The organism is Halorubrum marinum, from assembly GCF_048381195.1.
GTDB lineage: Archaea > Halobacteriota > Halobacteria > Halobacteriales > Haloferacaceae > Halorubrum.
In genome coordinates this window covers 195116-212513 of record NZ_JBLWMM010000006.1, presented here as the reverse complement: position 1 = coordinate 212513, position 17398 = coordinate 195116, and the positions used below count along the sequence as shown (strand labels likewise).

At 68.0% G+C, this 17398-nt stretch carries 15 protein-coding genes; 4 read left to right on the top strand and 11 right to left on the bottom strand.

Translation table 11 applies throughout. The features are described 5' to 3' along the window. Positions 1-123: 123 nt before the first annotated feature. Positions 124-3285, top strand: coding sequence for an adenosylcobalamin-dependent ribonucleoside-diphosphate reductase (locus ACNSN4_RS10440; RefSeq protein WP_418285752.1), 3162 nt, complete (start codon positions 124-126; stop codon positions 3283-3285). 468 nt (positions 3286-3753) lie between these two features. On the opposite strand, the gene panB is transcribed toward ACNSN4_RS10440, so the two are convergent. Next, positions 3754-4560, bottom strand: coding sequence for a 3-methyl-2-oxobutanoate hydroxymethyltransferase (panB, locus tag ACNSN4_RS10435; RefSeq protein ID WP_418285751.1), 807 nt, complete (start codon positions 4558-4560; stop codon positions 3754-3756). A 135-nt stretch (positions 4561-4695) separates the two neighbouring features. On the opposite strand from panB, the gene ACNSN4_RS10430 reads away from it, so the two are divergent. Further along, the gene (locus tag ACNSN4_RS10430) at positions 4696-4989 is read left to right on the top strand and encodes a DUF5822 domain-containing protein (protein ID WP_418285750.1); all 294 of its coding nucleotides are present in this window, start codon (positions 4696-4698) and stop codon (positions 4987-4989) included. A gap of 28 nt (positions 4990-5017) precedes the next feature. Here the strand turns inward: ACNSN4_RS10430 and ACNSN4_RS10425 are convergent, their stop codons facing one another. From ACNSN4_RS10425 to ACNSN4_RS10390, 8 genes are all read right to left on the bottom strand, one after another. Further along, positions 5018-5674, bottom strand: a complete 657-nt coding sequence (locus ACNSN4_RS10425) for an HAD family hydrolase (RefSeq protein WP_418285749.1) — start codon at positions 5672-5674, stop codon at positions 5018-5020. After that, positions 5671-6870 carry an acyl-CoA dehydrogenase family protein gene (locus ACNSN4_RS10420; RefSeq protein ID WP_418285748.1) on the bottom strand — a complete coding sequence of 400 codons (1200 nt, stop codon included), beginning with the start codon at positions 6868-6870 and terminating at the stop codon, positions 5671-5673. The genes ACNSN4_RS10425 and ACNSN4_RS10420 overlap by 4 nt, the downstream gene beginning before the upstream one ends. Before the next feature lie 50 nt (positions 6871-6920). Then, entirely contained in the window at positions 6921-7946 is a 1026-nt protein-coding gene (locus ACNSN4_RS10415; protein ID WP_418285747.1) for an AIR synthase family protein, read from the bottom strand. After that, positions 7943-9214, bottom strand: a complete 1272-nt coding sequence (locus tag ACNSN4_RS10410; RefSeq protein WP_418285746.1) for an alanyl-tRNA editing protein — start codon at positions 9212-9214, stop codon at positions 7943-7945. The genes ACNSN4_RS10415 and ACNSN4_RS10410 overlap by 4 nt, the downstream gene beginning before the upstream one ends. A 181-nt stretch (positions 9215-9395) precedes the next feature. Beyond that, the gene (locus ACNSN4_RS10405) at positions 9396-9596 is read right to left on the bottom strand and encodes a dodecin (RefSeq protein WP_418285745.1); all 201 of its coding nucleotides are present in this window, start codon (positions 9594-9596) and stop codon (positions 9396-9398) included. Between the two features lie 69 nt (positions 9597-9665). Further along, positions 9666-10004: a DUF7116 family protein gene (locus tag ACNSN4_RS10400; protein WP_418285744.1), complete on the bottom strand. Its 339-nt coding sequence runs from the start codon at positions 10002-10004 to the stop codon at positions 9666-9668. A 97-nt stretch (positions 10005-10101) separates the two neighbouring features. Next, complete coding sequence (locus ACNSN4_RS10395) at positions 10102-10347, bottom strand: DUF5816 domain-containing protein (RefSeq protein ID WP_418285743.1); 246 nt, start codon at positions 10345-10347, stop codon at positions 10102-10104. Between the two features lie 108 nt (positions 10348-10455). Further along, a complete protein-coding gene (locus tag ACNSN4_RS10390; RefSeq protein ID WP_418285742.1) occupies positions 10456-10821 on the bottom strand; it encodes a HesB/IscA family protein in 366 nt (121 codons plus the stop codon). A 130-nt stretch (positions 10822-10951) separates the two neighbouring features. On the opposite strand from ACNSN4_RS10390, the gene ACNSN4_RS10385 reads away from it, so the two are divergent. Beyond that, positions 10952-13342 carry a glycoside hydrolase family 32 protein gene (locus ACNSN4_RS10385; RefSeq protein ID WP_418285741.1) on the top strand — a complete coding sequence of 797 codons (2391 nt, stop codon included), beginning with the start codon at positions 10952-10954 and terminating at the stop codon, positions 13340-13342. A 27-nt stretch (positions 13343-13369) separates the two neighbouring features. Here ACNSN4_RS10385 and ACNSN4_RS10380 read toward each other — a convergent pair whose 3' ends face one another. Next, positions 13370-14731, bottom strand: coding sequence for a glycoside hydrolase family 68 protein (locus ACNSN4_RS10380; RefSeq protein ID WP_418285740.1), 1362 nt, complete (start codon positions 14729-14731; stop codon positions 13370-13372). A 262-nt stretch (positions 14732-14993) separates the two neighbouring features. Between ACNSN4_RS10380 and ACNSN4_RS10375 the strand changes: the two genes are divergently transcribed. Continuing rightward, on the top strand, positions 14994-16067 hold the full coding sequence (locus tag ACNSN4_RS10375) for a TrmB family transcriptional regulator (protein WP_418286360.1): 1074 nt from the start codon (positions 14994-14996) through the stop codon (positions 16065-16067). A 203-nt stretch (positions 16068-16270) separates the two neighbouring features. On the opposite strand, the gene ACNSN4_RS10370 is transcribed toward ACNSN4_RS10375, so the two are convergent. Then, positions 16271-17398 (bottom strand): ABC transporter ATP-binding protein, encoded by a 1128-nt coding sequence (locus ACNSN4_RS10370; protein WP_418285739.1) that lies wholly within the window; start codon positions 17396-17398, stop codon positions 16271-16273.

Below are 17398 nucleotides of genomic sequence, written 5' to 3'. Positions count from 1 at the left end.
AACGAATCGAACACATTGGAGTGGTCGGGCCCGGATATCCGAACGTACAAGGGCCCGCCTCGCCAGTACACCAACACAACAGATGATCCATATTTCACGCCAACCCAGCGAGGTAGCCGTCGAATGAGCAGCGACGGCGTCGCCGCTGACGAACTCGAACTGCCGATCAAACGCACCACGGGCGAGACGATGGAGGAGCGACTCACCGCCAACGCCTATCACAACATTCTCCCCGCGCGCTACCTCCGAAAGGACGCCGACGGCGAGCCGATCGAGAACCCCGAGGAGCTGTTCGACCGCGTCGCGCGGAACGTCGCGCTCGCGGAGGCCGTCTTCGAGGCCGACAAGCAGGGCGTCGAAGTCACCGTCACTCCCGATCAGTTGAAACCCGATCACCCGCGGCGCGAGGAGCTCGCCGCGGACGTGTTTGGTACCGGAACGAGTGTCGACGACGACAGTGAGACGACGCTCACGGAGGAGAACGTCAATAAGTTCGCGTACGACACCATCGTGCCCGATCTCCCCGAGAGCGTCCGCGACCACGTCGAAGCGACCGCGGACCGGTTCCGCGAGGGAATGGAACAGCTCTCCTTTATGCCGAACTCGCCGACCCTGATGAACGCCGGCGACGAGCTCCAGCAGCTCTCCGCCTGCTTCGTCGACTCCCCCGCCGACGACATCACGGACATCCACCAGACCGCCAAGGAGGCGGCCGAGGTGTTCCAGTCCGGCGGCGGCATGGGGTACGCCTTCTGGAAGCTCCGCCCCTACGGCGACTCCGTCGGCTCGACCGGCGGTATCGCCTCCGGGCCGATCACGTTCATGCGGACGTTCGACCAGATGTGCGAGACGATCGCACAGGGCGGCGCGCGCCGCGGTGCCCAGATGGGCGTCATGCGCGTCTCGCATCCGGACGTCATCCAGTTCATCCACTCGAAGAACAAGGACGTCTCCTTAGCCCACTCGCTGCGGCTCAACGACCCCGACGACTTCACGCACAACTCCTTCGCGGACGCCCTCGAAGAGGCGCGCGAACTCATCGACGAGGACGGAAAGGTGCCCGAACACCTCCGGAACGCCGTCGAGGGCCACCTCTCGAACTTCAACATCAGCGTCGGCGTCACCGACGACTTCATGGAGGCGCTGTACAACGACGAGGAGTTCGTCTTCACCAACCCGCGCACGGAGGAGCCGCACGTCGCGACGCCCGAGACGAAGGAGATCTACGACATGTTCGGCCTCGGCGAGCACGTCGAGGTCGGCGAGGTCCTCTCGATCCCCGCACAGGAACTCTGGGACGACATGATCGAGGGCGCCCACGAGAACGGCGAGCCGGGCGTCATCTACCTCGAACGGGTGAACAAGGAACACTCGTTCGACACCGAGAAACACCCGGACCACCGGATCCTTGCAACGAACCCCTGCGGTGAACAGCCGTTGGAGGAGTACGAGGCCTGTAACCTCGGTCACATCAACCTCTCGACGCTCGCGGCGCAGGACGCGCCCGACTGGCGCGTCTGGTCCGCTGAGCACGCCGAGGAGTACGACTCACAGGAGGCGGCGATGTCGGCGTTCCTCGAGGAGGCGATCGACTTCGAGGAGTTCGACGAGCGGATCGACTACGGCACCCGGTTCTTAGAGAACGTGGTCACGATGTCGGACTTCCCGGTCGAGAAGATCGAAGAGAAGGTCCGCGACATGCGGAAGATCGGGCTGGGAATCATGGGGCTCGCCCAGCTGTACATTCAGCTCGGGATCCAGTACGGCACCGAGGAGGGCAACGAGGTCGCCCGCCAGCTGATGACGCACATCAACCACGCGTCGAAGCAGAGCTCTCACGAGCTCGCGGCGGAGCGCGGGCCGTTCAACGACTGGGAGGACTCGAAGTACGCGAACCCCACGGAGTACCGCGACTGGTTCGAACACTACACCGGACTCGACGCCGACGAGTGGGAAGACGGGTTCCCGATCCGCAACCACAACACGACGACGATCGCGCCCACGGGCACGACGTCGATGATCGGCAACACGACGGGCGGCTGTGAGCCCATCTACAACGTCGCCTACTACAAGAACGTCTCCGACGACGTGCAGGGCGACGAGATGCTCGTCGAGTTCGACGACTACTTCCTGCGCACCTTAGAGGAGAACGACATCGACGTCGACGCGGTCAAGCAGGAGGCACAAGAGCAGATGGCCGCGAACGAGTTCGACGGCGTCGACGGCTTGGAGACGGTGCCGGACGCCATCGGCGAGCTGTTCGTCGTCACCGGCGACCTCTCCGGCAAGCAGCACGCGTCGGTCCAGTGCGCCTGCCAACAGGGCGTCGACTCCGCCATCTCGAAGACGTGTAACTTCCCGAACGACGCCACCGCCGAGGAGATGGAAGCGGTGTACCGCTACATCTACGACCACGGCGGCAAGGGCGTCACGGTCTACCGCGACGGCACCCGCTCGAAGCAGGTGCTCACGACGCGCGCGAAGAACACGGAGTTCGCGGACGAGAGCGAGGCGGCCGAGACGATCGTCGAGCAGATCGCCGAGGTGTTCGGCGGCATCGAGGCGTTCCTCGACAACGAGGACGTGCAGGCGGCGATCGACACGGAGATCGCGGACCTCTTGGAGGCCAGCGAGCAGCCGCGGATCGACTACAGCGAACGCAGCCCGCGTCCCGACTCGCTGTCGGGCGTCACCCAGCGCGTCGAGACGGGCTACGGCAAGCTGTACGTCACCATCAACGAGGACGAGAACGGTCGGCCGTTCGAGCTGTTCGCGAACATCGGCCACTCCGGCGGCTACACTAACTCCTTCACGGAGGCGCTCGCGAAGGTCATCTCGACGGCGCTCCGCTCGGGCGTCGACCCCGAGGAGATCGTCGACGAGCTACAGGGCACCCGGAGCCCGAAGGTCGCCTGGGACAAGGGCGAGCAGATTCAGTCGATCCCGGACGCGATCGGCACCGCGCTCCGTCGCTACCTCGACGACGACGTCGACAAGGGGATTCCCCAGCAGCAGAGCCTCGACGACGTCGAGCGAGACCTCGCTGGAGAGTCGGCGAGCCAGACCGATGGCGGCGCAGCGGTCGACGCCGGTACGGCGACTGACACCCCGGACGCGAACGGAACCGGATCGGCAGCGACCGGCGACGCCGACGGCGCGGACGACGCGATGCAGGACCTGATCGAGGCGGGCGAGTCGCCCGAGTGTCCCGAGTGCGGGAGCCTGAGCCTCTACTACTCTGAAGGCTGCAAGACGTGCGAGTCGTGCGGCTGGTCGGAGTGTTAGACGCGACGAGCCAGCGTCGGTAACGAGCGGCTGACGACGCGATTTTTCCGACGGTGTACGGACGCGGAAGCGGTAGCTGTCGGGAGTGAGTGTTGCAGTTCGTGGGCAGTGATACAGCATCGAAATGGCTATGAGAGACAGCAACGATCCGTTATAACAGCGGTGCGGTGGCGTGCGCCTGCGGTTGCGGTCTCGCGAGTGGAACGAGCGGGAACACGGAAGTCGCAGCCCGCGCAGCGAACGAAGTGAGCGAGCAGGACCGTCTTCCGGGAGGTGCGGCTGGGGCTTTGAAGCCGTTCACCGGAGAGCGGTCGATCGCTTATAAACAGCCGCCAGCAACACGACTCAATCACAGATAACCAACGGCTCCAACGTACTATAACACCCGCTCCCGTCGTCAATCGCTGCTGTTCCTGTACTGACCGCCCCACGTCAGCGCGCTTGTATCGACGATACGATAGATGCCGCTCAGTACAAATTCTCAAGCGCAGATTCGACGTGCGAGTGCTCGTCGGTCGGGAAATCGCCGCTCCTCACCGCCTTCCGGTACGCCGTCACCGCATCGAGCATCTCGCCGCGGACATCACCGAACTGTCGAGAGAACGGCGGCGACCACTCACCGAGCCCGACGGCGTCGTTGATCACGAGTACCTGTCCGTCGCAGTCAGGACCGGCCCCGATCCCGATAGTCGGGATATCGAGTGCCTCGGTGACTGCGCCCGCGAGGTTCGCCGGAACGTGTTCCAAGACGAGCGCGAACGCGCCCGCCTCCGCGTGCGCGCCAGCGAGGTCGATTATCTCCTCTGCGGCATCTTGCTCGGTCCCCTGTCGGGTGTATCCGCCGAGCTGGTTGACGTGCTGGGGCGTCAGCCCGAGATGCGCCATCACCGGGATCCCCACGTCGGTCATCCGCCGCGTCGTCTCCACGGTGTGGGAGCCGCTCTCGATCTTCACCGCGTCGGCGTCGGCCTCCTTCAGCAGTTCGCCGGCGTTTCGCACTGACTCCGCCTCGTCGACGCCGAACGAGAGGAACGGCATGTCGGCGACGACGAGCGCGTCCTCGGTCGCGCGGGCGACCGCCGCGGTCCGGCTCTTCACCTCCGCCATCGTGACGGGAAGCGTGGAGTCGTAGCCTAAGACGGCGTTACCCATGCTGTCGCCGATAAGCACGATATCGATCCCCGCCTCGTCGACGACGGCGGCCGTGGGGGCGTCGTAGGCGGTCAGCATCGTGATCGGTTCCTCGCGGTCCCGGAGTCCCCGCGTCGTGGTCATACCCGAAATCACCCGTGCGAGCGCTTAAAGTCGACCGGATCCGGAATTCTCCGTCTCGGTAAGCGGTTCGGGAGGTTCGGTTGTCGCGGCAGCCGGACCGCCACCGATTTGGTCGCTCGCGACCCAGCACTGGTCGTGCAACCTGTCGAGCGGGCCGACTACGAAGGGGTCGACTACGGGTGGGTGATGCAGACGACGTTCGTCGTCACCATCCTCGTCGGCGCGCCGATCGTCGCGGTGCTGTCCGTGTTCGTCACCCTCGACACGTGGGGCGCGCGCGCGGCCTTCGCGATCCGAGTCGGCGCCCCGATCTGGTTTCTCACCGCCGTGGTCGTGGCGCTCTACGCGAAACGGACCGAGGCCGGCGACGGCGGATCAACGGTTGAGGATTCCGACGGATCCCCCGACGGCGACAATCGCGAGGCGTAACTGGCCGACGCGACGAGCCGCAGCGCGCTCAGCGGCCGAGCAGCTCCGACGCCCACGCGTAGTCGACGCCAGCGCGCTCGGCCGCGACCGCGTCCCGCTCGGAGTCGCCGACGAACAGCGCGTGCTCGGGCGACGCGCCGAGGCGGTCGATCGCCGCGAGCAACGATTCCGGCTCCGGCTTGTGGCTCTCGACCGTGTCTCGGCCGACGACCGCGTCCCCGTCGATCGCGGCATCGAGCCCGTGGGTCTCGACTGCGATCCGGCACGCCTCCTCGCAGTTGAGCGAACAGACGCCGACCGACGGCCGTCCGGAGGCCGATTCGTTTTCCGCCGCTCGGGTGCTCGCCGCGATCAGCCGCTCACCGAGCGGGAGAATGGTTGAATCGCGTGCGCCCGACCGCTCGTGGAGCGCGATCGCCTCCTCGACCGGCTGGCCGATCCCGTAGTCGTCCGCCGATTCGAGCAGCCCCCACAGATCGCTCGTCGGCGGCTTGACCGCGTGGTCGGTGTACACCCCTAGCACCGACTCCGCGACCGCCTCCCAGTCGACGACCAGTTCGACGAGGGTACCGTCGAGGTCGTAGACGACGGCGTCGTAGGCCGCGGGGTCGGGGACGCCCCCGTCCGTCGCGGTCGGGTCCGCCGGTGCGGGCGTCGCCCCGCCGGAGTCGTTCGAGTCGCTCATTGACTTCCCAACACCCCCCGCGCGATGATCGTCTTCTGTATCTCGCTCGTCCCCTCGTAGATCTCCGTGATCTTCGCGTCGCGGTAGAGCCGCTCGACGTCGAAATCGGTGGTGTAGCCGTAGCCGCCGTGGATCTGGACCGCCTCGTTCGTCACCGACATCGCGGTCTCGCTGGCGCGCAGCTTCGCCTGCGAGGCCGCGACGCGGTTGTCCTCGCCCGCTTCGGCCTGCCGACACGCCTCGCGGACGAGCAGGCGCGCACCGGCCACGTCGGTCGCCATCTCGGCGAGCTTGTGCCGGATCGTCTGGATCGCCGCGATCGGCTCGCCGAACTGCTCCCGCTCCGTCGCGTACGTTTTCGCCTCGTCGAGGGCGGCCTGCGCGACGCCGACCGCCTGCGCCGCGATCCCGATCCGTCCGCCGGTAAGCGTTCGGAACGCGGCCGAGAGCCCGCGACCCTCCTCGGTGAGTCGGTTCTCCGCGGGGATCCGGCAGTCGTCGAAGGAGACGGCGGTCGTGTCCGACGCCCGCAGGCCGAGCTTCTCCTCCTTTTTGCCGACCGCGAATCCGTCCGTGTCGGCGGGGACGAGGAACTGCGTGATCGCTCCGGCGTCGTCGCCGCCGGCGTCGCCCCCGTTCGCCTCGCCCCCCGGACGGACGGCCTTCGCGAAGACGATCGCGACGCCGCCGCGCCGTCCGTTCGTGATCCACTGCTTCTCGCCGTTGAGGACGTACTCGTCCGTTTCCGGGTCGTACTCGGCGGTCGTCGACATCTCGGCCGGGTTCGAACCGGCGTGCGGCTCCGAGAGACAGAACATGCCGACCGGCCGCCCGTCGGCCGCCATCTCCGGGAGCCAGCGCTCTCGCTGAGCCTCGCTGCCGAACTCGGCGAGACACGAGGTGGCGAGACAGTGGACCGACAGCGCCGTCGCGACGGCGAGGTGGCCGTGCGCCAGCTCCTCGTTGACGACCGCGTACGTCGTCGCGTCGGCGTCGAAGCCGCCGTACTCCTCGGGGACCGTGAGTCCGGTCAGTCCGAGCTCGGCGAGCCCGTCCCACACGTCCTCCGGGAACGTCTCCGTCTCGTCGGCCGCCCCGGCTCCGGGCCGGACCTCCTCGGCCGCGAACTCCCGGACGAGCTCGCGGATCGCCTCCTGTTCGTCGGTGAGCGACGAGCCGACGCGTGCGCCAGTCATACGGTAGCGTTCGATCTCACACGGAAAAAGGTGAGCGATCGGGGAGGGGCTTACGCCCTCTCCCAGAGCGGGTACAACTCGTCGCGCGGTGCCTCGTCGATCCGGTCGCCGTCGAGCAAAACAGTGCCGGGGTCGGCCGCGGTCCCCGCGTCGCCGTCGTCGCCGTCGTCGTCCTCGACTCCTGCCCGAACCTCGCCGATGTCGCCGACGTCGACACCGGCCGCCGCCAGCGCGTCGGTCGCCTCCGTAACCCGTTCAGGGGGGACCGCCGCGAGCAGCGCACCGGAGCCGAACGTCGCCAGCGGATCGACCCCGAGCGCGTCACAGCAGGCCGCTGTCTCGGGTCGAACCGGGACGCGATCGCGCTCGACCGAGAGGACGGTCCCGCTCGCGGCCGCCGTCTCGACCAAGGCGGTCAGCAGTCCGCCCTCGGTGGGGTCGTGCATCGCGTTGGCGGCGTCCCTGACCGCGGCCGCGTCGGGAACGACGCTCACCTCGTCGAGGAACGCGGCGGCGGCGTCGAGCGTGTCTTCGGAAACGCCGGCGTCCACACAGGCCTCTCGGAAGTCGGTCGCGAGGATCGCGGTCGCTTCGATGCCGGCACCCTTCGTCAACAGGAGCCGGTCGCCCGGCTCGGCCCCGCCGCTCGACACGAACCGGTCGGTGGTCCCGAGCGCGGTCATCGAACAGAGCGGTCGCTCCAGCGACGGCAACACCTCCGTGTGGCCGCCGACGATCGACACGCCGAGCGCGTCGGCGGTCTCGTCGACCTGCTCGGTGACGGTCCGGCGGCGCGCCGGGTCGTCGTCGGGCAGGAAGAGGGTGTGCGTGAGCCACCGCGGGTCCGCCCCGCTCGCGGCGACGTCGTTGCAGGCGACGTGGACCGCGAGCTCGCCGACCGCCTCGGCCGCCAGCGACAGCGGGTCCGCGGCGACCACGAGCGTCGACGCCGCGTCCCCGAGGTCGATCGCGGCGGCGTCCTCGCCGTACGCGGGACCCACTTCGACGGCGGGATCGGCCGCGCCCGTCGCCGCGAGCACCTCTGCGAGCGCGTCGGGACCGAGCTTCCCGGTCATCGGTCGCGGAGCCACGCCGCGACGGCGTCGGCGTCCGCGTCCAGTCCGCCGCCCTGCGCGAACGTCGGGCCGCCGCCCCCGCCCCCGCCGAACTCGGCGGTGACCGCCTCGACGACGTCTCCGGCGTCGGCCCCCGCGTCTTGGTCGGCGACCGCGACGACCACGAACGGGGCGTCTCCTCTCCCGATCGCCGCGATCGCGTCCGGCGCGTCGGGCTCCGACAACACTCGGTCCGCCGGTTCGCGGAGGTCGTTCGGGTCCGCGTCGGCGACCGTGCCGACCGCCCACGTCGCCCCCGCCGACTCGGTTCGCGGGAATTCGCGGATGCGGGCCTCGAGCAGGTTCGTCGTGGTCGCGCGGAGGTCCGCTTCGAGTCGATCGTTCGCCTCGCGGAGCCGGTCGATCGCCTCCGGGAGCTCGCCGATCCGGGTGTCGAGGGTCGTCGCCGCGGCGCGCGCCGCGGTGTGGACCGCCGCCCCGTGGTCGATCGCCGTCGGGCCGACCGCGAACTCGACCCGGGTCACGCCCTCGCCGGGGTTCGAGCGGTCCAGTACGGAGATCGGACCGATCTCGGCGGTGTTCCGGACGTGGGTGCCGCCGCAGGCCGCGACGTCCCACGGCTGCGCCCGCTCCCCGTCTCCCTTCACGCTTTGCTCCCCGTCGCTCGCGCCGCGCCCGCCGACCGACACGACGCGGACCGCCTCGCTCCCGCTCATCGCTCCCTCCTCGGTTTTCGTGTTGAACGCGATGCCGTCGACGGCGCGGGCCTCCGCCTCGGGCAGCGTCTCCCACGAGACGGGGAGCGAGTCCCAGACGGCCCGGTTCGCGAGCCGCTCCAGTTCCACGAGGTCGGCGTCGTCGAGCGGCTCCGCGGTGGTCAGGTCGACGCGGACCTTCTCGGGATTGATGTCGAACCCGGCGTACCCGAGGTCCTCGCACGTGCGACGGGCCGCCCCGTAGAGGACGTGCGAGGCCGTGTGCGCCCGGGTGCAGTACGTCCGGAACGCGTCGTCGACGATCCCCGTGACGGGCTCGCCGCTCGCGAGCGACGCGGGCGGCTCGTCGTCGAGGACGTGCACTACGCGGCCGTCGCGCTCGATCACGTCGTCGACGAGGATCCCGTCTATCGTGCCGCGGTCGGCGGGTTGCCCGCCGGACTCCGCGTAGAAGTACGTCTCGTCCAAGACGACCTCGCGTCCCTCGATCGAGTCGACCGTCGTCTCGAACTCCCGAACCTCGGGCTCCGCCGGCGCGCGTGACGCAGTCATTGGCGATCCGTGGCATCGGACAGATAAATAGGTGGGCGGCTCGGCGAGTATTTGTAAACAAACAGCGCGGAGGCGTGCGCCTCCGAGCGGCTGAGAAGCTCCCAGTTTTCTCATCTCTTTAAAAGTCCGAAACCGAAACCGACGCTTGACGCTCGACGCCGCTCGACGATACGCGCACCGCTCAGTCTTCCAACTCGAACGCGACCTCGACTTCCGCCTGATACTCTCGCTCGGGAGCGTTCTTGATCTCGACCCCGAACTCCTTGACCTCGGCCCAGTACACGTTCTCCAGAGTGTCCTCGGCGCGGTCGATCGCCTCGTCGGCGGCCGCGTCGAAGCTCTCATCGCTCGTCCCGATCAGCGTGATTTTCTTGAACACCATGTCGCGTGTTGATTGGACGCACGGTGATATAAAAGGAGGCGATGGGGACGAGGGACCGGCGTCGACGACTCAGGGACTGCCCGGCGCGCCTTCCATCACGGCGAAGTCTTCACCGTCGGCCTCGATGCCGATCACCGCCCAGTCGTAGGGAGGTTTCCGCGAGACGAGTTGGTCGCGAAGCTCTCCGGCTCGCTCGCGCCACGTGACGAAACAACGGAGCCGCGGAGCGTCGCCGCCGTCGGCGAGATACGGGTCGAGGTCGTCGTTCTCCAGACACAGTACGGTCACGAGCACGCGCCGCCACTTGCGTTCCGCGACGAACTCGCGTCCGCCTTCTGAGACGGTGTATCCGAGCTCGCGAAAGACGTTTCTGGCCTCCGTCGTCGGTGGGATGCTCGCAGGGGCCATCTACTCGACCGTTGGTCGTCTTCTGTGTTAAACTTTCTCACGATTCCGGAGCGTCGGAGCCCCGGTCGTCACCGGACCTCCTCGTCTCCCTCGGCGGTCACTCGTGGGCGGCGTCCCACTCGTCGGGCTTCCGGAGGTTCCCGCACTCGGTGCACTGGATCCGCCCCATCGTGTCCATCGCGGTGTCGAACGAGTCGCAGTTCCCGCAGCGAAACCCCCAGCGGTCCGCACCGTCGGCGTCCGCGAACACGACGTAAAAGGGACCCTCGGCTCCCCGCTCGACGAGCGATCGGTCGGTGTACACCTGCTCGCCGTCGGCCGTCGTCGCTGCGTCGAGACTCATAGGGGACCGTAGCCGTCGGAACGACTTAAAAAGAGGCGGAGCGGTGGAGGGAGGGGGCGCGGAGCCGTCGACGCGTGGCGGGGTCGTGGAGTCGATACCCGCGAAACGTTACGTTCGGAACGACTCGCCGCAGCCGCACTCGGAGACGACGTTCGGATTCTCCACCTCGAACCCGGCGGCCTGCAGGCCGCGCTCGTAGTCGAGTCGGCTCCCGCCGATGTAGTTCCGGCTCGCGGGGTCGACGAACACCCGAAGCCCGTGGTGCTCGACGACGAGGTCGTCCTCCTCCGGCTCGGTATCGAACCGCATCCCGTACGAGAGACCCGCACAGCCGCCTTGCTGGACGAATAGTCGCAGTCCGGCCTCGTCCGTGTCGAGTCCTTCGCCGTCCAGCAGCGACAGCGCCTCCTCTGCGGCGTCGACGGTTACCTCGATCGCCGGGTCGCTCCCCGATTCGACCGTTTCGGTGCTCATGCGAACATATTCCCCTCGAACGCTAAAAACCCTGCCGCCGGATCCCCCGCGAACGTGCCCGGTAGGGGTTACCCCTGAGAACCTCGTCGCGGACGACACGGTTTTGACTCGGTAACGAGTGAGTCACGCTATGACGGAGCTGTCGTTCCGCGTCGGCGTGCTCACCGCTGGCGACCCGTCCGCCGAGCAGCGCGCGGTCGTCGAGTGGCTCGACGCACAGGACGGGGTCGCGGTCGAGGTGGTCCCGCTCGATCTGCTCTCTGCGACGGAGTCGGACGCGAAGACCCGGATTCCGGCGGAAGCCGATGCGAGCGACGCCGGTGTCGACGCGCCGATAGACGCGCCGATAGACGCCGACCGCGAGACATCCCTCGGCGAATCGTATCCCGGACCCGGAGTGGGCGACAGCGCGGAGACGCTCCACCGGTTCGACGTCCTCTGGTGGCACCGCGCCGCGCCGCGCTCGGGAGGCGACCCGCTCGGCGACGCCGCCCCTGCGATCGAGTCGTTTCTCGCCGACGGCGGCGGCCTCCTCTTGACGCTCCGGGCGATGGCCTCGGTCGACAGCCTCTCGATCGAATCGGTCCCGCCCGACTGCGTCGGCGAAGAGGCGCTCTCGGAGCCGACGGGCGTCCTGTGGCGGTCGCTGTACGCCGACCACCCCGCGGTCGACGCCCTCGACGGACTGCGCCATCCGCTACGCTCGCACGGCGTCGTACCGGCAATCAGGTACGAGCGCGTCGTCCCCGAGCGCGGTGAGGTGCTCGCCTCGACCGTCCGCGGCGAGACCGAGGTACCGGGCGAGATGACGGCCGTCTCGTGGACCGTCGGCGACGGTGCGGTCCTCGGCCTCGGCGCACCGGTTTGCTTCGGCGACGCGCCGGCTCCCGACGCCCGCGCCGCCGACGCGCTCGCGGCGACCCGAGACCGACTCGTCGCTGGTTGCCTCCGAAGCCTCGCGCACGGGACCGCGATCCCCGAGCGACCGACGACAGGCGAGGCCATGCGCAGACTCCGTGACCGGGTCGCCGAGAGCGGCGAAGACCGTGTCGGCGGCCGTCCCGCCTACCACCTCACGCCCCCAGCCAACTGGTTAAACGACCCGAACGGGTTGATCCGGTGGAACGGGAGCTACCACGTCTTTTACCAGTACAACCCGGCCGGACCGTTCCACAACACGATCCACTGGGGCCACGCCGTCAGCGACGACCTCGTCACGTGGCGCGACGAGCCCGTCGCGCTCTCACCTTCTCCCGACGGCCCCGACCGCGACGGCTGCTGGTCCGGCTGTGCGGTCGACGACGACGGGACCGCGACCCTGCTGTACACGGGCGGGAGCGGTCGCGATCAGCTCCCGTGTCTCGCGACGACCGCTGATCCCGACCTCCGAACGTGGGACAAGTACGAGGGCAACCCCGTGATCGCCTCCCCACCGGCCGACCTCGACGTCCTCGCGACCGAGCACTGGCGCGCCGAGTTCCGGGACCACAACGTCTGGCGCGAGAACGGTCGCTGGTACCACCTCGTCGGAACCGGGCTCGAAGACGGCGGCGGCGCGGCGCTGTTGTACACCTCCCAGACGCTCACCGAGTGGACCTACGAGGGCGCGCTGCTCTCCGGCGGCCCGGACGCGGGTGCGGTCTGGGAATGCCCCGAGCTGCTCGATCTGGGCGACCGTCGGCTCCTGCACGTCTCCGACTACGAGAACGTCGTCTACTTCCTCGGGCGGTTCGAAAACGACGCGTTCACGGTCGAGTCCGAGGGGCTGCTCGATCACGGCGACTTCTACGCGCCGCAGTCGCTGACGGACCGCGGCGACGGCGACGGCCGGGGGGTGGACGGTGAGAACGCGAACGGCGACGACGGCGCGAGCGACACCGACGGCGACCGCACCCTCACGTGGGGATGGCTCCCGGAGGCCCGCGACGTCGAGGCGCAGTGGGACGCCGGGTGGTCCGGCGCGCTGTCGCTTCCGCGCGTCATCGAGACCGGGCCGGACGGGGGAGTTCGCCAGCGACCGGCCGACGAGGTGACCGAGCTCCGAACCGAACGGATCGCGGACGCACGCGACCTCGCGCTCGGGCCGGACGACAGGCGTCGACTCGACGTCGAGGGAGCGACGATCGAGGTCGACGTCGAGATCGCGCTCGACGACGCGGACGCGGTCGAGCTGTCGGTGTTCGAGACGCCCGACCGCGCCGAACACACGCCGATCCGATACGAGCGAGACGGGACGCTGTCGGTCGACCGCGCGCCGTCGAGCGACGATCCGAGCGCCTTCGCCGACACGCAGTCGATGTCGGTGCCGCCGTACGACGAACCGCTCTCGCTGCGGGTGTTCCTCGACCGCTCCGTGGTCGAGATCTACGCCAACGAACGGCACTGCCTGACGAGCCGAGTGTACCCGACCCGCGACGACGCGGTCGGCGTTTCGGCGGTCGCGAAGGGCGGGCGCGCCTCGATCGCGTCGCTGTCGGCGTGGGAGATGGGCGAGGCGATGCCGACCGGCGACGATTTATAAGACGCCGGCGCGGTCGCAGCCGATCCGCTATCTGATATCGTCGCCGTCCGCGCCGCTCGGTCCCGCGAGGTACTCGCCGACCGTGCCACCCTCCCGGATCTCGCCGCCGAGTTCGGCGTCCGTCGGAAGCGACGACCCGTCCGCCGGCGGGAGCGGCTCGTCCGGCGTCGGGATGTGCCACCCCTCCAGCGTCCCGAGCAGCCGCGTCCGGTCCCCCTCCACCGCGAGCCGGAGCGTCGGGGCGAGGGTGCCGCCGAACCGCTCGCGCTGCTCGGCCTCGGGGAACTCGGCGATCGCGTCCAGCGAGTCGCCGGCGAAGTCGTGGTAGTTGAGGAAGCTCTGTACGAGCACCTCCTCGTCGTGGGCGAACGCCATCCACGAGTACGCCTGGAACGGGGCCTCCGGCGGGTTCGTAACGACGAGTCCGGAGCCGTTCAGCGGTCGGTACTCGCCTTCGACGGCGTCGGCGACGAACCCGTACAGCGCGTCGGGGCCGGTCACGCCGGGCGCGAACGTGTGGACGTGGCTGCAGACGAACAGGTAGTACCGCCCGTCGGCGACGACGACGTGCGGGCGTTCGAGCTCCTGGTTGACCTCGGTCGCGTCGAGCAGCGGGGGACGGAGCTCCCACGAGAGCGGGTCGCCGGACTCCGAGACGGCGACGCCGACGCAGCCGTTGAATTCGCGTCTGTGGGACGTCTCGGCGTCGTCGCCCTCGCGCTCCGGGGCGGGCGCGTTCGCCTCGAACAGGAGGTACGTCTCCCCAGTCGCCGGGTCCTCGAAGAACCACGGGTCGCGGAAGGTGTAGATCATCCCGCGGGACTGCGACTCGGTTTCGTACCACTCGCCGTCGGGGGTCAGCAGCGTCTCGTGAGCCCACGGTCCGGAGAGTTCGACGCCGTCCGTCGTCGCGGTCACGGTCCCGCCGTGGGCGACCGCGATCCGCTGGGCGTACGTCATCTCGTCGGCACTCTCGTCGCCGGCGGCGGTGTAGTAGAGATAGATGTCGCCGTCGTCGTACAGTGCAGAACCGGCCCACTGCCGCTGGCCGAGCGCGCCCCCGTCGAAAACCGACCCCGCGTCGTGCCACTGTTTGCCGTCCGCGGAGTAGAAACACCGGATCTCGGCCACGTCGTGCCGCTTTCCGGGGAGGAGGTCGGCCGACGCGGTCAGCGAGAACGCCAGCCGCCAGCCGTCGACGTCGGCGATCTCGCCGTGTCGATCACGGAGCAGCCACGTGTCCCAGATGTGGAGCCCCGGAAACGGGTCGATCGTCGGCGGCCCGGCCGGCGGCGCAACGGTACCGTGACGGCGCTCGATCGACGCGGCCTGTTCTCTCGTCCACCGCGATCGCTCTCGGCCGCCGTCGTTCACGGAGGTCTCGTGCATACGTCGACTCCACGACGAACCGAATAAAGCCTTTTCAGTCGTTTCGGGTATCCCCTGTGACGACCGCTGCGCTGACTAGGTACGGAATACCGCTGCGCTGACTAGGTACGGAATACCGCTGCGCTGACTAGGTACGGAATACCGGAACAGAGATAAAACGTTTTATCACAGCCGTGGTAGTCCAGATCATGGAGCATCGAGACACCGTCGACGTGGGGATAGACGCTGCGGTACCCTTCCCGAGCGAGGATACGGAGTGAACGTGGATCGCGCTGCCCTCACCGCCACGCTGGAGGACGCCGGACTCTCGCCGTATCAGGCCGACGCCTACGTGACCGTCCTCGAACTCGGCGCCGCACCGGTCACGCGTGTCGCCGAGGCCAGCGGAGTCCCCGACCCGCGGATCTACGACGTGTTGCGCGACCTGGAGAGCTCCGGTTACATCGAGACGTACGAACAGGAGTCGCTGTACGCCCGCGCGAACAGCCTCGACGCGATCACGGAGGACTTGCGCACGCGTGCGAGTCGATTCACTGCGGCGACCGAAGAGATCGAACGCCGCTGGAACGAGCCGTCCGTCGAGCAGTCGACCGTCAGCATCGTCACTCGATTCGAGACGGTGATCAAGAACGCCGATAAGTTCATCCGAGACGCCGAGACGCAGGTGAACGTCTCGCTCGGGATCGAGCACTTCGAGCGGCTCCGCCCCGCGTTGGCGGCCGCCACGAAGCGCGGGGTCCGAGTCAACCTCTCGATCCACACTCCCGACGGAAGCACCGAATCTCTGCCGGACGCCGACACCCTCGCCGAAGTCTGTTCCGAAGCGCGCCACCGACGCCTCCCCTCGCCGTTCGTAGCCATTATCGACCGAACCAAGACCTGCTTCGCGCCGCACACCGGATCGACCAACGAGTACGGCGTGCTCGTCGACGACCGCACCCACTCGTACGTGTTCCACTGGTACTTCTTGACCACCCAGTGGGACACGTGGGAGCCGATCTACACCGCGCTCGACGACGAGCCGCCCATCGATTACATCGACATCCGGTACTGCGTCCGCGACGTCGCGCCGCTGCTCGACGACGGCGCGACGATCCGCGTTCGCGTCGAGGGCACCGACACCGCCACGGGTGACGACCGCGTCGTCGAGGGCGTCCTCTCCGACGTCGTCGTCACCGGTTCCACCGATCCGACCGGCTCCGAGACCGTCGCGAGCTACGGCGGTCGGGTCACTCTCATCATCGAAACTGACGACGGTCCCGTCGAGGTCGGCGGCTGGGGCGCGATGGTCGAAGCGGTCGAGGCACAGCGGATCACGGTCGAGAGCATCGAGTAAACTACCCCACCCTACTCGCTCACGGCTTCGCCGTTCGCTTCGTTGAGGGCGGAGGCTCCACCTTGTATTATGCTGAACGCCGCGCTCCGTCGCTCCGAGATGGCTTCATAACGACGCTCGTCATAGTGTGCCGGTCAAAAAACGGTTGAAAAGGACCTGCGGTGCGGTCGCGTCACGCCTCCGCTTGAGAGGACGACTGCGTCCTACTCCAGCGAGTGGGTGATCGCGTCGCCGCTCGCCCGGTCGAACAGATGCGTCTTGTCGCGATCCATCACGACGCTGATGTCGTCGCCTTCGGAGATCTGCGTGTCCGGCGTGAGGTTGATCAGGAGCTGCCCCTCACCGCGCCCCTCGGCGCTCGCCTCGACGTCGCGGTCGAACAGCAGGTAGACGAACAGCTCGCTTCCCATCGGTTCGATGACGTCGACGACCGCGTCGAACGCCTTCGTCGGCGCCGCGGCCTTCTCGGCGTCGCGCTGCAAATAGACGTCCTCGGGGCGAACTCCCACCGTGATGTCCTGACCGGTTTGGACCCCCTGCGTCGCGGGATCGAAATCGAAGTTCGTGTACTTCGATTCGACCCCGTCGTCCACGACCTCGCCTTCGAGGAAGTTCATCGCCGGTGAGCCGATGAAGCCAGCGACGAACCGGTTCGCCGGCTCGTTGTAACACTCGAGCGGCGGCGCCACCTGCTGGAGCACGCCGCTGTTGATGACGGCGATGCGGTCGGACATCGTCATCGCCTGCGCCTGGTCGTGCGTGACGTAGATGATCGTCGTATCGAGTTCGCGGTGAAGCCGCTGGAGCTGCGTCCGCATGTGGACTTTCAGCTCGGCGTCCAGGTTCGCCAGCGGCTCGTCCATCAGGAACGCGTCCGGTTTCCGGACGATCGCCCGCGCGATGGCGACGCGCTGCCGCTGTCCGCCGGACATCTCTTTCGGCATCCGTTCCATCATCCCCTCTAGCTGGACGATGTCGGCCGCCTCCTCGACGCGCCGATCGACCTCCTCCTGGTCGTACTTTCGGAGCCGGAGCCCGAAGGAGATGTTGTCGTACACGTCCATATGGGGGAACAGCGCGATGTTCTGGAACACCATGGAGATCCCCCGGTCTTTCGGCGGGAGGTTCGTCACGTCGCGGCCACCGATATCGATGGTTCCCTCGGTGGGAAGCGTGAGCCCGGCGATCGTCTCCATCGTGGTCGACTTACCGCACCCGGAGGGCCCGACGAAGGTGACGAACTCGCCGTCGTTGATCTCCAGGTTCATGTTGTCGACTGCCGTTACGTCCTCGTACCGTTTCGTAATTCCGTCTAGTGTGACTGATGCCAT

Coding starts and splice junctions, on each gene's coding strand:
- ACNSN4_RS10440 (WP_418285752.1), top strand. CDS start 124: ATGAGCAGCGACGGCGTCGCCGCTGACGAACTCGAACTGCCGATCAAA.
- panB (WP_418285751.1), bottom strand. CDS start 4,560: ATGACCACGACGCGGGGACTCCGGGACCGCGAGGAACCGATCACGATG.
- ACNSN4_RS10425 (WP_418285749.1), bottom strand. CDS start 5,674: ATGAGCGACTCGAACGACTCCGGCGGGGCGACGCCCGCACCGGCGGAC.
- ACNSN4_RS10420 (WP_418285748.1), bottom strand. CDS start 6,870: ATGACTGGCGCACGCGTCGGCTCGTCGCTCACCGACGAACAGGAGGCG.
- ACNSN4_RS10415 (WP_418285747.1), bottom strand. CDS start 7,946: ATGACCGGGAAGCTCGGTCCCGACGCGCTCGCAGAGGTGCTCGCGGCG.
- ACNSN4_RS10410 (WP_418285746.1), bottom strand. CDS start 9,214: ATGACTGCGTCACGCGCGCCGGCGGAGCCCGAGGTTCGGGAGTTCGAG.
- ACNSN4_RS10405 (WP_418285745.1), bottom strand. CDS start 9,596: ATGGTGTTCAAGAAAATCACGCTGATCGGGACGAGCGATGAGAGCTTC.
- ACNSN4_RS10400 (WP_418285744.1), bottom strand. CDS start 10,004: ATGGCCCCTGCGAGCATCCCACCGACGACGGAGGCCAGAAACGTCTTT.
- ACNSN4_RS10395 (WP_418285743.1), bottom strand. CDS start 10,347: ATGAGTCTCGACGCAGCGACGACGGCCGACGGCGAGCAGGTGTACACC.
- ACNSN4_RS10390 (WP_418285742.1), bottom strand. CDS start 10,821: ATGAGCACCGAAACGGTCGAATCGGGGAGCGACCCGGCGATCGAGGTA.
- ACNSN4_RS10385 (WP_418285741.1), top strand. CDS start 10,952: ATGACGGAGCTGTCGTTCCGCGTCGGCGTGCTCACCGCTGGCGACCCG.
- ACNSN4_RS10380 (WP_418285740.1), bottom strand. CDS start 14,731: ATGCACGAGACCTCCGTGAACGACGGCGGCCGAGAGCGATCGCGGTGG.
- ACNSN4_RS10370 (WP_418285739.1), bottom strand. CDS start 17,398: ATGGCATCAGTCACACTAGACGGAATTACGAAACGGTACGAGGACGTA.